Origin of the sequence: Clavibacter sp. VKM Ac-2872 (genome assembly GCF_015351105.1) — a bacterium.
GTDB lineage: Bacteria > Actinomycetota > Actinomycetes > Actinomycetales > Microbacteriaceae > Clavibacter.
The window spans coordinates 41,533-53,144 of record NZ_JADKRR010000002.1; the positions used below are offsets into that span (position 1 = coordinate 41,533).

The following is an 11,612-nucleotide window of genomic DNA, read 5'->3' on the forward strand; positions in this document are numbered from 1 at the left end:
AGGGCCCACCGGAGCCGTGGGCGTCTCGGCGCGGATGCACAGCCACGCCCCCGGTCGGACATCCAGGGTCCGTAACCTCACAGCGTGAGTGCCGCTCGTCCTCCTGATGATGCAGAACACGCTGCTCATGGTGGAGGAGGCCGGGATGCCCCGACGATCACCTCCACAGCGACTCCTGAAGGGAGCACCCTGGCGCGGGCCGGCTAGATGGCGAGGCGCTCCGTCACGAGAGCGGCGAGCTCCTGGGCGTGACGCTCGGCGGTCGCCTGGTCGGCGGCCTCCACCATCACGCGGATCATCGGCTCGGTGCCCGAGGCGCGCATGAGGATCCGGCCCGTGTCGCCGAGCTCGGCCTCGGCGCGCGCGACGGCCGCGTTCAGCTCCGCGTCGTCGCCCACGCGCTCGCGGTCGACGCCGCGCACGTTGATCATCACCTGCGGGTAGACGGTCATCACCGCGGCGAGCTCGTGCAGGCTCTTGCCGGTCGCCGCCATCTCGCCGAGCAGCTGGATGCCCGTGAGGATCCCGTCGCCGGTCGTCGCGTGCTCCGCGATGACGAGGTGCCCGGACTGCTCGCCGCCGAGGGAGTAGCCGCCCTCGTTCATGGCCTCGAGCACGTAGCGGTCGCCGACACGCGTCTGCAGCACCGTGACGTCGTTCTCGGCCATCGCGATGCGCAGGCCGAGGTTGCTCATGACGGTCGCCACGAGCGTCCGCTCCGCCAGCAGGCCGCGGCGGGCCATGGAGAGCGCGAGGACGGCCATGATCTGGTCGCCGTCGATGATCGCGCCCGTGTGGTCGACCGCGAGGCAGCGGTCGGCGTCGCCGTCGTGCGCGATGCCGACGTCGGCGCCGTGCTGGAGGACGGCCTCGGCCAGCAGGTCGAGGTGCGTGGATCCGACGCGGTCGTTGATGTTCATGCCGTCGGGGTCGTTGCCGATGACCGTGACGCGCGCGCCCGCATCGGTGAAGACCTCGGGGCTGATGCCCGCGGCGGCGCCGTGCGCGCAGTCGAGGACCACGTGGATCCCGTCGAGCCGGTGCTGCAGCGTGCCGAGCAGGTGGAGGACGTAGCGGTCCTCGGCGTCGGCGAAGCGGCGGATGCGGCCGACGTCCGCCCCCGTGGGGAGCAGGACGGGCAGGCTCAGCTGCGCCTCGATGCGGTCCTCGAGCTCGTCGGCGAGCTTCCGTCCGCCCGCGGCGAAGAACTTGATCCCGTTGTCGGGAGCGGGGTTGTGCGACGCGGAGATCATCACGCCGAAGTCGGCGTCGAAGTCCGCGATGAGGTACGCCGTGGCCGGCGTCGGGATGACCCCGGCGTCGAACACGTCGACGCCGGAGCTCGCGAGGCCGGCGGCCACGGCCGCCGCGATGAACTCGCCGGACACCCGGGGATCCCGGGCGACGACCGCGACGGGTCGTCGTCCGGCATCCCGGGCACCCTGGCCGAGCACATGCGCGGCGGCCTGGGCGAGGCGCAGGGCGAGGTCCGCGGTGATGGTCTCGCCGTTGGCGAGTCCGCGGACGCCGTCCGTGCCGAAGAGCCGGGGCATGGCTGCCGGGGTACCCGAGCGCCTTAGCGCTTCGAGAACTGGGGCGCCTTGCGGGCCTTCTTGAGTCCGGCCTTCTTGCGCTCCTTGACGCGCGCGTCGCGGCTGAGGAAGCCGTTCTTCTTCAGCACGGCGCGGTTGTTCTCCTCGTCGATCTCGTTGAGGGCGCGGGCGATGCCGAGGCGCAGGGCACCGGCCTGGCCGGAGGGGCCACCGCCGGAGATGCGCGCGACGACGTCGTAGCTGCCGAGGAGGTCGAGCACCTTGAACGGGTCGTTCACGAGCTGCTGGTGCAGCTTGTTGGGGAAGTAGTCCGCGAACTCACGGCCGTTGACCGTGATCGAGCCGGAGCCGGGGACGAGGCGCACGCGGGCGATGGCCTGCTTGCGTCGTCCGACGGCGCCGCCGGACACGTTGAGGACCGCGCGGGGGGCCTTGGGGGCCTCCTCGTTCGGGGTCTCGGTCGAGAAGCTCTCGGGAGCCACGTCGAGGGAGTCTGAGATCTGAGCCACTGGGTTCGATTCCTTCTGAGGTCTTTGGTCGTCGCTGTCGGCAGCCGGAGCTACTGAGCGACCTGGCCGAGGGTGTACGGGGTGGGCTGCTGAGCAGCGTGGGGGTGCTCGGGGCCCGCGTAGACCTTGAGCTTCTTCAGCTGCGCCGCACCCAGCGAGTTCTTCGGCAGCATGCCGCGGATGGCCTTCTCGACCGCGCGCGTGGGGTGCTTCTCGAGCATCTCGACGTAGGTGGTGGCCGTGAGGCCGCCCGGGTAGCCGGAGTGGCGGTAGGCCAGCTTCTTCTCGAGCTTCTGGCCCGTGAGCGCCACCTTCTCGGCGTTGACGATGATCACGAAGTCGCCCATGTCCATGTGGGGGGCGAACGTGGCCTTGTGCTTGCCGCGCAGGAGCGCGGCGGCGTGGCTGGCGAGACGGCCGAGGACGATGTCCGTGGCGTCGATGACGACCCAGTCGTGCTGGACCTCACTGGCCTTGGGGGAATAGGTGCGCGTCATTGATCTGACTGCCTTCTTTTCGAGGTGAGATGGTCGTGGATCCCGCTCCGTGGGCGTTCTGACGAGAACGCATCCGGTGGAGGGCTCAACCTTGTACGTCGCCGCACGCAGGCGTGCAGACAACCGGTTCAGAGTACGCGATCCGGGGCGATCAGGCAATCCCGGGCGTGTCGCGGATGCGGGCCAGGTCGCGCACGGCCTCCGCGGCGCCCTCGATGATCGTGTCCACCTCGTGCGCCGCCCGGCGGTTCCTAGTGATCTCGTTCCGCGCCGCGAGCTCCGCGTCGGGCGGGTAGCCCACCCGCTCGAGCTCCAGGCCGCGCGCGGGCATCACGGTGAACTCGCTCGTCCGCTCGCGGAGCTCCAGCAGCGCGCGGAGCCGCGCGACGCCGACGCGGCCGGACGCCGCCGCGACGCACGCGCCGACGAGGGCGCGCACCATGCTGTGGCAGAACGCGTCGGCCCGCACCGTGGCCTCGAGCGCGCCGTCGGCCGCGCGGGTCCAGGTCATCTCCTGGAGCGTGCGGATGGTCGAGGCCCCCTCGCGCGGCTTGCAGTAGGCGGCGAAGTCGTGGAGCCCGAGGAGGGCGCCCGCCGCCTCCTGCAGCACGGACGCGTCGAGGGCGACCGGGATCTCGACGGTGCGGTGGCGCTGCAGGGGGTCGCGGGGGCCGGCGGCGTCGGAGATCCGGTAGCGGTACGCGCGCCACGTCGCGGAGAACCGGGCGTCGAACCCGTCGGGCGCCGGGGCGCAGGCGAGCACGACGACGTCGGACCTCGCGCCGAGCACGCCGTTCATCCGGCGCGCGAGGGCCGCGGCGGCGCGGTCGGCGGAGGGGACGTGCGGCCCCTCCCCCGCAGCGCCCGCGGCCCGGCCCCGCGGCGGCCGGTCGAGGGACGCGATCTGCGCATCCGAGAGGTCGAGGTGCGCGACCTGGCCGGTCGCGTGCACGCCCGCGTCGGTCCGCCCGGCGACGACGAGCGTCGGCGCCGGCGGCGTCCGCGCGAGCAGCTGCGCGAGCGCGTCCTCGAGCGCGCCCTGCACGGTGCGGAGCCCGGGCTGCTTCGCCCAGCCGGCGAACCCCGTGCCGTCGTACGCGATGTCGAGGCGGAGGCGCGTGCTGGCGTCCCCCGCTCCGGCATCCGCGCTCATCGGGCGGCGGATCCCCGGGGCGGCGTCATGCCGACCTCGCGCTCGTACACGGCCGAGCGGCTCGCCTGCGTGAAGCCGAGGTGCTCGTACAGGCCGAGCGCGCCCGTCGGGCTGTCGGAGTCGACGTCGAGCACGGCGCGCTGGACGCCCTCCGCGCGGAAGCCCGCGAGGGCCGCGGAGAGGATCGCCTGGGCGAGCCCGCGGCCGCGGAACTCCCGGCGCACCCCGACGAGGGCGACGTACGCGGAGCTGTAGCCCGCCGCCTCCCAGTTCTCCGGCGTGACCTCGGCCATCGCGAAGCCCGCGACGACGGCGTCGTCCCCCTCGCCCGCCACGGCGATCACGGAGAGGTCGTCGCGCGCGGTCGGCAGCGAGAGGAAGGCCTCCCACCTCTCGACGCTGACGGGCTCGGATCCCCAGTGGTCGCGAAACACCTCGTTCTTGGCGAGGCGCGCCCGCTCCCACCACTCGCGCGTCACCGGGATCAGCCGGAGGCCGTCGGGCACCGGCACGTCGGGCAGGTCCTGGGCGAGGTCGCGGTGCATCTCGATGAAGTAGCGGCTCGGGGTGAACCCGCGCGACTCGAGGAGGGCGACATGGCCCGCGGAGTCGACCTGGACGTCGGCGCCCATGCGCGTCGGCACCGGGTCCGTGATGTGCGGGGCGGGCTGAGCGACGGCGAGGGACTGCCTGGCGCGCGCGATCTGCCAGTCGAGCAGCCGCCCGCCGATGCCGCGCCGCCGGGCGTCGGGGCGCACGGATCCGGACACGTTCGCGCGGACGACGGTCTCGTCGTCCGGCTTGACGACCGCGACGCCCTCGGCCACGAGGCGCCCGTCGGCGTCGACGGCCACGACCGTGTCGCGCGCGAGGTCGACGAAGGAGAAGCCCTGCGCCATCTCGATCTCCTCGCGGGTGGCGCGGTGGTCGGGGTGGTCGGCGTCGGCCACGACGCTCATGTGCTCGACGAGGGCGTCGACGTCGTCCGGGGAGATGGGGCGCCAGGTGATCCCCTCGGGCCCCTCGGGGAGCGGGATCGGCGCGGAGGAGGAGGCGTCCGGCATGGTCGTGCTGCTGTCGGTCATCCGTCCAGGGTACCGGGGCCGTGCGCACGGGCGCCGGGATGCCCGGACGCGCGAGAGCCCCCGACGCGCAGCGCGACGGGGGCTCTCGGGGTGGTGCGGTGCTACTTGTCGGACTTCTCCGCGGCGTCGGCCTCGACCTCGGCGGCGGCCTCGTCGGTCGCCTCCGCGGGGGTCGCGTCGGTGTGCTCGACGGCGTCGGTCTCCTCGACGGGGACCTCCGCTTCCTCCGCGGGCGCCTCGGCGACCGGGGCCGCGGCGGCCGGGGCCGTCGTGGTGGAGGTGCGCGAGGAACGGACCTTCGGGGTCACGGGCTCGAGCACGAGCTCGATCTGCACCATGGGGGCGTTGTCGCCCTTGCGGAAGCCGAGCTTCGTGATGCGGGTGTAGCCGCCGTCGCGCTCGGCGACGAGGGGCGCGATCTCCGTGAAGAGCTCGTGCACGACGCTCTTCGAGGGGATGATCCCCATGACGCGGCGGCGGGCGTGAAGGTCTCCGCGCTTGGCGAACGTCACGAGGCGCTCCGCGACGGGACGCAGGCGCTTGGCCTTCGTCTCGGTCGTCTTGATGGACTTGTGCTCGAAGAGGCTCTGGGCCAGGTTCGCGAGCATGAGGCGCTCGTGCGCCGGGCCGCCTCCGAGGCGGGGACCCTTGGTGGGCTTGGGCATGGTCTTGTCTCCGTAAGTGTCGAAAGAAGGCGTACGGCCGAGGCCGGACGGATCAGTTGGTGGTGGTCTCGTCCTCGTCGTAGCTGTAGTAGTGCGCGCCGTCGAAGCCGGGGACGGCGTCCTTCAGCGACAGACCGAGCTCGACCAGCTTGTCCTTGACCTCATCCACCGACTTCTGTCCGAAGTTGCGGATGTTCATGAGCTGCGTCTCCGAGAGGGCGACGAGCTCGCTGACGTTGTTGATGCCCTCGCGCTTCAGGCAGTTGTACGACCGGACCGAGAGGTCGAGGTCCTCGATGGGCATCGACAGCTCGGAGCTGAGGACGGCGTCGACCGGCGCGGGGCCGATCTCGATGCCCTCTGCGGCCGAGTTGAGCTCGCGCGCCAGGCCGAACAGCTCCGTGAGCGTGCGGCCGGCGGACGCGATCGCGTCGCGCGGCGTGATGGCCGACTTGGTCTCGACGTCGACCACGAGGCGGTCGAAGTCGGTGCGCTCGCCGGCACGGGTGGCCTCGACGCGGTAGGTGACCTTGAGCACGGGCGAGTAGATCGAGTCGACCGGGATCTGGCCCGCCTCGCTGAACTCGCTGCGGTTCTGGGTCGCCGAGACGTAGCCGCGGCCGCGCTCGATCGTCAGCTCCAGCTCGAACTTCGCCTTCTCGTTGAGCGTGGCGATGACGAGCTCGGGGTTGTGGATCTCGACGCCGGCCGGAGCCGAGATGTCGGCGGCCGTGACCTGGCCCGCACCCTGCTTGCGCAGGTACGCGGTGATCGGCTCGTCGTGCTCGCTGGAGACGACGAGGCCCTTGATGTTGAGGATGATCTCGGTCACGTCCTCCTTCACGCCGGGGACGGTGCTGAACTCGTGCAGCACGCCGTCGATCCGGATGCTGGTGACGGCCGCGCCGGGGATGGACGAGAGGAGCGTGCGGCGGAGCGAGTTGCCGAGCGTGTAGCCGAAGCCGGGCTCGAGCGGCTCGATGACGAACCGCGAGCGGAACTCCGAGATGGACTCCTCGGTGAGGGTGGGGCGCTGCGCAATGAGCACTGTGTTGTTTCCTTTCGGCGAGGCGTCCGCTATATGACGCCTGCGATGCCCCCCGGGTGGCGGCCCGGGCGGGTAGTGAATTGGTCGATCGGACACACGGCGGATCGGCCGACGCCGTCCCCTCCTGGTGGAGCGGGACGGCAGCGACCGATCAGCGCGAGCTAGACGCGGCGGCGCTTGGGCGGGCGGCAGCCGTTGTGCGCCTGCGGGGTGACGTCGTTGATCGAGCCCACCTCGAGGCCGGCGGCCTGGAGCGAGCGGATCGCGGTCTCGCGGCCGGAGCCGGGTCCCTTGACGAACACGTCGACCTTCTTCATGCCGTGCTCCTGCGCCTGGCGGGCGGCCGACTCGGCGGCGAGCTGCGCGGCGAACGGCGTCGACTTGCGCGAGCCGTTGTAGCCGACGACGCCCGAGGACGCCCAGCTGATGACGGCACCGGTCGGGTCCGTGATCGAGACGATGGTGTTGTTGAAGGTGCTCTTGATGTGGGCCTGGCCCACGGCGATGTTCTTCTTGTCCTTGCGGCGCGGCTTGCGAACGGCCGACTTGGGTGCTGCCATGGAATTCTCCTGTGTCTACGGGTGGCGAGGCGCGGGCCGAGGGCCTAGCGCGCCTTCTTCTTGCCGGCTACGGTGCGCTTCGGGCCCTTGCGGGTGCGAGCGTTGGTCTTCGTGCGCTGCCCGTGGACAGGGAGGCCGCGGCGGTGGCGGATGCCCTCGTAGCTGCCGATCTCGACCTTGCGTCGGATGTCGGCGGCCACCTCGCGGCGGAGGTCGCCCTCCACCTTGAAGTTCCCGTCGATGTAGTCGCGGAGGGCGATGAGCTGGTCGTCGCTCAGGTCCTTGACGCGGATGTTCTTGTCGATGCCGGTGTCCTCGAGGGTCTTGACGCTCGAGGTGCGGCCGACGCCGTAGATGTACGTGAGTGCGATCTCGACGCGCTTGTCGCGCGGGAGGTCGACGCCTGCTAGACGTGCCATTGAGGCTTCTCCTGGTGGTGGATGGAGGTCTGCAGCAGAGCCTGTGCATCGGCCTCCGACCGATGGTGTCCCCCGGATCCCTCAGGACCCCGGCTTCCGGCGCTGCTGTCGTTCTTCTTCTGGTGGTGCTGGTGGTGGTGCCGTGCGGTCGTGCTGACTAGCCCTGGACCTGCTTGTGGCGGGGGTTGTCGCAGATGACGCGCACGCGGCCGTTGCGTCGGATGACCTTGCACTTCTCGCAGATCCTCTTGACGCTGGGGTTGACCTTCATGATGCTTCCTTGCTTTCGTTCTCGCTGGCCTCGTGCCACCGCGGATGCGGGGCCGTTCCTTGTGCAGCAGGCCTACTTGTAGCGGTAGACGATCCGGCCGCGGGTGAGGTCGTACGGGCTCAGCTCCACGATCACGCGGTCCTCGGGGAGGATGCGGATGTAGTGCTGACGCATCTTGCCCGAGATGTGGGCGAGGACCTTGTGCCCGTTGCTCAGCTCAACGCGGAACATCGCGTTCGGCAGAGCTTCGACAACTCCGCCTTCGATCTCGATGACGCCGTCTTTCTTGGCCATATACTCACTGTCGCTAGAGGTGGTGTCTGCTGTTCGTGCGGATGCGCATCATGGTGAGACGCAGGTGCTCGTGGCACGCCGGGAGGCGGCTGAGCACCAAGGGTCGAGAGTACGGCATCCCCGGGCGTGTCGCAATTCTCCCCGCGTGTCGCGGGCGGATCCGCGGATCCTGCGCTAGCGGGCGCACGACGCGCCGGACGCACGACGGGCCGGACGGTCGCCCGTCCGGCCCGTGCTGGTCGCGTGCCGGTGATGGCACCGCTGGCGCGACGGCTACGCGCGGTGGCGCGGGGCGCTGCGGCGGTCGGCCTGGGCGGCGTCGACGACGGCGACGAGGTCGGGCGTCAGCGGGTGCTGGTCGTCGAGGCCCGTGACGCGGCGCACGAGGTCCGCCGCCGTGTCCGTCGCGAGCAGGCCCTGCAGCTCGAGCGCCTGCGGGTCGCCCGCGGGATCGAAGCGGAGCGCCTGCCCCATCGCGCGCACGAGCGCCGCGTACGGCAGCCCGCGCTCGGCGAGCTGCGACGCGGGACCCACGAAGCGCTCCTCGCGGGAGAGCTTGCGCAGCGGCTGGCGGCCGACGCGCTCGACCGTGTCGGCGAGCGCCTGGTTGGCGAAGCGCGCGAGGTTCTTCTCGCGGTACGCCGCCTGCTCCCCCTCGTCGAGCCCGTGCTTCGCGACGAGCAGCGCGCTCGTCTCCTCGAGCACCTGGCGCACCTCGTCGGCGACCTCGGGGATCGCCATCGCGTCCGACTGGCTCACGGCGCCGCGCGCGTAGCCGTGGTAGGCCACGGTCGCGTGGCCCGTGTTCACCGTGAAGAGCTTCCGCTCGATGTAGGGCGCGAGGTCGTCGACGAACGTGGCGCCCGCGATCTCGGGCACGGCGTCGCCGAACGGCGTGCGCTCCACGACCCACTCCGAGAAGTCCTCGACGGTCACGTCGAGGCCCGCGGCGGGATCCTGGTTCGGCACGATGCGGTCGACGGCCGTGTTCGCGAACACCGCGCGTCCGAGGGCGTCGGTCTCGTCGCCGAGCGCCTTCGCGATCTCGTCGCGGAGGGTGTCGGTCGCGTTGATCGCGTTCTCGCACGCCATGACGGCGACGGGGCCGAGGTCGGCCGAGCGCGCGCGGAGGCCGGCGGCGATCGCGGGGGCGACGAAGCGGAGGATGGCGGGTCCCACCGCGGTCGTCACGACCTCGGCCGTCGCGATCTCCTGGATGAGCGCCTCGCCGTCGGCCGCGCTGTCGATCGCGCGGAAGCCCGTGACGGTCCAGTCGCGCGCATGCGGGCCGACCTCGGTCACGCGGTAGGAGTCGGCGGACGCGAGGTGCCCGATGAGCTCGGCGTTGACGTCGGCGAAGACGACCTCGTAGCCGGCCTCGTGCAGGATCAGCCCGACGAAGCCGCGCCCGATGTTGCCCGCGCCGAAGTGGACGGCCTTCACGCCTCGTTCACCTCGGCCAGGAGGGCGTACAGCGCCGCGGCATCGGGGGCGTCGAGGAGCTTCTGCACCTCGTCGTCGTCGCTGAAGATGATGGCGATCTTGCTGAGGATGTCGAGGTGGCCGTTGTCCTTGCCGGCGATGCCGACCACGAAGCGCACCTCGTTGCCCGCCCAGTCGATGGGGGCGTCGTAGCGGACGAAGGAGAGGGCGGAGTCGAGGATCGTGTCCTTGCCCTCGTTGGTGCCGTGCGGGATGGCGAGGAGGTTGCCCATGTAGGTCGAGACGCTCGTCTCGCGCTCGAGCATGTACCCCTGGTACTCGGGGGTGACGGCGCCCGCGGCGACGAGGATGCCCGCCGCCTCGGCGATGGCCTCCTCGACGGAGGACGCGGTGCCGCCGACGCGGATCTGGGCGGGTTCGAGGACGTTCGACATGGTGCTCCTGACGTGTGTGCGTGGTGCGGGGGCCGGGCGCCTTCCAGCATGGCCCAGCCTCCGCGGTGCGGTGGTGCGGGGGTCCGCCGCGCGGGCGGACCCCGGGTGATCAGCTGTCCGAGCGCTGCTTCCGGACCAGCTCGACGATCTCGTCGTAGCGCGGCGAGTTCATGAAGTTGTCGACGGAGACGTGCTCCGAGGACGGGCTCTTCTGGCGGGCGCGGTCGGTGAGCTCGCGCTGCGTGATCACGAGGTCGGCCGTGCCGTCGAGGGCCGCGATCGCCTTGTTGACGACCGTGACGTCGGTGACGCCGGCCTTCTTCATCTTGTTGCGGAGCACCGAGGCGCCCATGGCGGACGAGCCCATGCCGGCGTCGCAGGCGAACACGATGTCCTGGATGCGGGTGGCCGTGGCCGTGCCGCCGTCCGTGCCCGTGCCGGTGGCGCTCGCGCCGTCGGCGAGGCCGCCGACCGTGCCCGCGGTGCCGGTCTCGGCGCCGAGGCCGGAGAGGATCGAGGACTCCTTGCCCTTGTTGGCCTGCGTCGCGGCGACCGCGGCGCCGAAGTCGCCCTCGGTCTTCTTGCCGGTGCGGAGGATGACCGCCGCGACGACGAAGGTGACCGCCGCCGAGATGATGACCGAGAGGATCACGCCCGGGAAGCTGTCGCTGGCGGTCTGCCCGAGCACGGCGATGATGCTGCCGGGCGAGGCGGGGGCGCGGAGGCCCGAGCCGAACGCGACGTTGGTCGCGACGCCGGACGCGCCACCCGCGATGACCGCGAGGAACAGGAGCGGCTTGGAGAGCACGTAGGGGAAGTAGATCTCGTGGATGCCGCCGACGAACTGGATGAGGATCGCGCCGGGGGCGGTGGAGCGGGCGGCACCCGCACCGAAGATCGCGAACGCGAGGAGCACGCCGAGGCCGGGGCCGGGGTTCGCCTCGAGCAGGAACAGGATGCTCTTGCCCTTCTCCAGCGACTCGGCGGTGCCGAGCGGCGTGAGGATGCCCTGGTTGATGGCGTTGTTGAGGAACAGGACCTTGGCGGGCTCGATCACGATGCTCGTGAGCGGCAGCAGGTTGTTGTCGACGAGGAAGCCGACCCCGCCGCCGAGGACCGACGTGATCGCGCGGATGATCGGGGTGAGGCCGAAGAAGGCGCCGATCGCGAAGACCGCGCCGAGGATCCCGGCGGAGAAGTTGTTGACGAGCATCTCGAAGCCGGGGCGGATCCGGTCGATCCAGAGCCGCTCGATGACCTTGAGCAGGTACGCCGCGAGCGGGCCCGTGATCATGGCGCCGAGGAACATCGGGCTGCCGCCCTCGAAGTACGGGTCGCCGATGGTGCCGGCGATGACGCCCATGGTGGCGATGGTCGCGACCACGCCGCCGCGGGCGTCGTAGACCATGCGGCCGCCGGTGTTCGCGATGAGCAGCGGCAGGAGGAAGAACAGGATCGGGCTGATCAGCTTCGCGATGTCCGCGTTCGGCAGGTAGCCGTCCGGGATGAACAGGGCCGTGAGCAGGCCCCAGGCGATGAACGCCGCGATGTTCGGCATGATCATGCCGCTGAGGAACGTGCCGAACTTCTGCACGCCGAGCCGCACGGTCTTGCCCGTGCTGCGGGTGGGTGACGTCGTCGTCATGGGGGTGGTGCTCCTGTTCGTGGTGGTGGCGGGCCT

Annotated in this window: 14 protein-coding genes; all 14 read right to left on the minus strand. The window is 71.2% G+C overall.

What is annotated here, in order from left to right; all coding sequences use genetic code 11:
- Positions 1-203: 203 nt before the first annotated feature.
- Positions 204-1,553: a phosphoglucosamine mutase gene (glmM, locus tag ITJ40_RS10385; RefSeq protein WP_194667034.1), complete on the minus strand. Its 1,350-nt coding sequence runs from the start codon at positions 1,551-1,553 to the stop codon at positions 204-206.
- 23 nt (positions 1,554-1,576) lie between these two features.
- Positions 1,577-2,062: a 30S ribosomal protein S9 gene (gene rpsI / locus ITJ40_RS10390; RefSeq protein ID WP_012039268.1), complete on the minus strand. Its 486-nt coding sequence runs from the start codon at positions 2,060-2,062 to the stop codon at positions 1,577-1,579.
- 50 nt (positions 2,063-2,112) lie between these two features.
- Positions 2,113-2,559 carry a 50S ribosomal protein L13 gene (rplM, locus tag ITJ40_RS10395; RefSeq protein ID WP_012039269.1) on the minus strand — a complete coding sequence of 149 codons (447 nt, stop codon included), beginning with the start codon at positions 2,557-2,559 and terminating at the stop codon, positions 2,113-2,115.
- A 151-nt stretch (positions 2,560-2,710) separates the two neighbouring features.
- Positions 2,711-3,712 (minus strand): tRNA pseudouridine(38-40) synthase TruA, encoded by a 1,002-nt coding sequence (locus ITJ40_RS10400; protein WP_194667035.1) that lies wholly within the window; start codon positions 3,710-3,712, stop codon positions 2,711-2,713.
- Positions 3,709-4,797, minus strand: a complete 1,089-nt coding sequence (locus ITJ40_RS10405; protein WP_228512331.1) for a GNAT family N-acetyltransferase — start codon at positions 4,795-4,797, stop codon at positions 3,709-3,711. The genes ITJ40_RS10400 and ITJ40_RS10405 overlap by 4 nt, the downstream gene beginning before the upstream one ends.
- Before the next feature lie 101 nt (positions 4,798-4,898).
- On the minus strand, positions 4,899-5,462 hold the full coding sequence (gene rplQ, locus ITJ40_RS10410) for a 50S ribosomal protein L17 (protein WP_194667036.1): 564 nt from the start codon (positions 5,460-5,462) through the stop codon (positions 4,899-4,901).
- A 52-nt stretch (positions 5,463-5,514) separates the two neighbouring features.
- Positions 5,515-6,510, minus strand: coding sequence for a DNA-directed RNA polymerase subunit alpha (locus ITJ40_RS10415; RefSeq protein ID WP_012039273.1), 996 nt, complete (start codon positions 6,508-6,510; stop codon positions 5,515-5,517).
- Between the two features lie 161 nt (positions 6,511-6,671).
- The gene (gene rpsK / locus ITJ40_RS10420; RefSeq protein ID WP_012039274.1) at positions 6,672-7,070 is read right to left on the minus strand and encodes a 30S ribosomal protein S11; all 399 of its coding nucleotides are present in this window, start codon (positions 7,068-7,070) and stop codon (positions 6,672-6,674) included.
- A gap of 44 nt (positions 7,071-7,114) precedes the next feature.
- Complete coding sequence (rpsM, locus tag ITJ40_RS10425) at positions 7,115-7,489, minus strand: 30S ribosomal protein S13 (protein ID WP_015491172.1); 375 nt, start codon at positions 7,487-7,489, stop codon at positions 7,115-7,117.
- A gap of 157 nt (positions 7,490-7,646) precedes the next feature.
- On the minus strand, positions 7,647-7,760 hold the full coding sequence (gene rpmJ / locus ITJ40_RS10430; protein ID WP_012039276.1) for a 50S ribosomal protein L36: 114 nt from the start codon (positions 7,758-7,760) through the stop codon (positions 7,647-7,649).
- A gap of 72 nt (positions 7,761-7,832) precedes the next feature.
- A complete protein-coding gene (gene infA, locus ITJ40_RS10435; protein ID WP_012039277.1) occupies positions 7,833-8,054 on the minus strand; it encodes a translation initiation factor IF-1 in 222 nt (73 codons plus the stop codon).
- Between the two features lie 273 nt (positions 8,055-8,327).
- Positions 8,328-9,497 (minus strand): mannitol-1-phosphate 5-dehydrogenase, encoded by a 1,170-nt coding sequence (locus ITJ40_RS10440; protein ID WP_194667037.1) that lies wholly within the window; start codon positions 9,495-9,497, stop codon positions 8,328-8,330.
- Positions 9,494-9,931 (minus strand): PTS sugar transporter subunit IIA, encoded by a 438-nt coding sequence (locus tag ITJ40_RS10445; RefSeq protein WP_194667038.1) that lies wholly within the window; start codon positions 9,929-9,931, stop codon positions 9,494-9,496. The genes ITJ40_RS10440 and ITJ40_RS10445 overlap by 4 nt, the downstream gene beginning before the upstream one ends.
- Before the next feature lie 109 nt (positions 9,932-10,040).
- Positions 10,041-11,576, minus strand: a complete 1,536-nt coding sequence (locus tag ITJ40_RS10450) for a PTS mannitol transporter subunit IICB (RefSeq protein ID WP_194667039.1) — start codon at positions 11,574-11,576, stop codon at positions 10,041-10,043.
- Between the last annotated feature and the right edge of the window lie 36 nt (positions 11,577-11,612).

Excerpts from the sequence above, each read along its gene's own strand:
- glmM (WP_194667034.1), bottom strand. The coding sequence starts at position 1,553 with ATGCCCCGGCTCTTCGGCACGGACGGCGTCCGCGGACTCGCCAACGGC.
- rplM (WP_012039269.1), bottom strand. The coding sequence starts at position 2,559 with ATGACGCGCACCTATTCCCCCAAGGCCAGTGAGGTCCAGCACGACTGG.
- ITJ40_RS10400 (WP_194667035.1), bottom strand. The coding sequence starts at position 3,712 with ATGAGCGCGGATGCCGGAGCGGGGGACGCCAGCACGCGCCTCCGCCTC.
- ITJ40_RS10405 (WP_228512331.1), bottom strand. The coding sequence starts at position 4,797 with ATGACCGACAGCAGCACGACCATGCCGGACGCCTCCTCCTCCGCGCCG.
- rplQ (WP_194667036.1), bottom strand. The coding sequence starts at position 5,462 with ATGCCCAAGCCCACCAAGGGTCCCCGCCTCGGAGGCGGCCCGGCGCAC.
- rpsK (WP_012039274.1), bottom strand. The coding sequence starts at position 7,070 with ATGGCAGCACCCAAGTCGGCCGTTCGCAAGCCGCGCCGCAAGGACAAG.
- rpsM (WP_015491172.1), bottom strand. The coding sequence starts at position 7,489 with ATGGCACGTCTAGCAGGCGTCGACCTCCCGCGCGACAAGCGCGTCGAG.
- rpmJ (WP_012039276.1), bottom strand. The coding sequence starts at position 7,760 with ATGAAGGTCAACCCCAGCGTCAAGAGGATCTGCGAGAAGTGCAAGGTC.
- infA (WP_012039277.1), bottom strand. The coding sequence starts at position 8,054 with ATGGCCAAGAAAGACGGCGTCATCGAGATCGAAGGCGGAGTTGTCGAA.
- ITJ40_RS10445 (WP_194667038.1), bottom strand. The coding sequence starts at position 9,931 with ATGTCGAACGTCCTCGAACCCGCCCAGATCCGCGTCGGCGGCACCGCG.
- ITJ40_RS10450 (WP_194667039.1), bottom strand. The coding sequence starts at position 11,576 with ATGACGACGACGTCACCCACCCGCAGCACGGGCAAGACCGTGCGGCTC.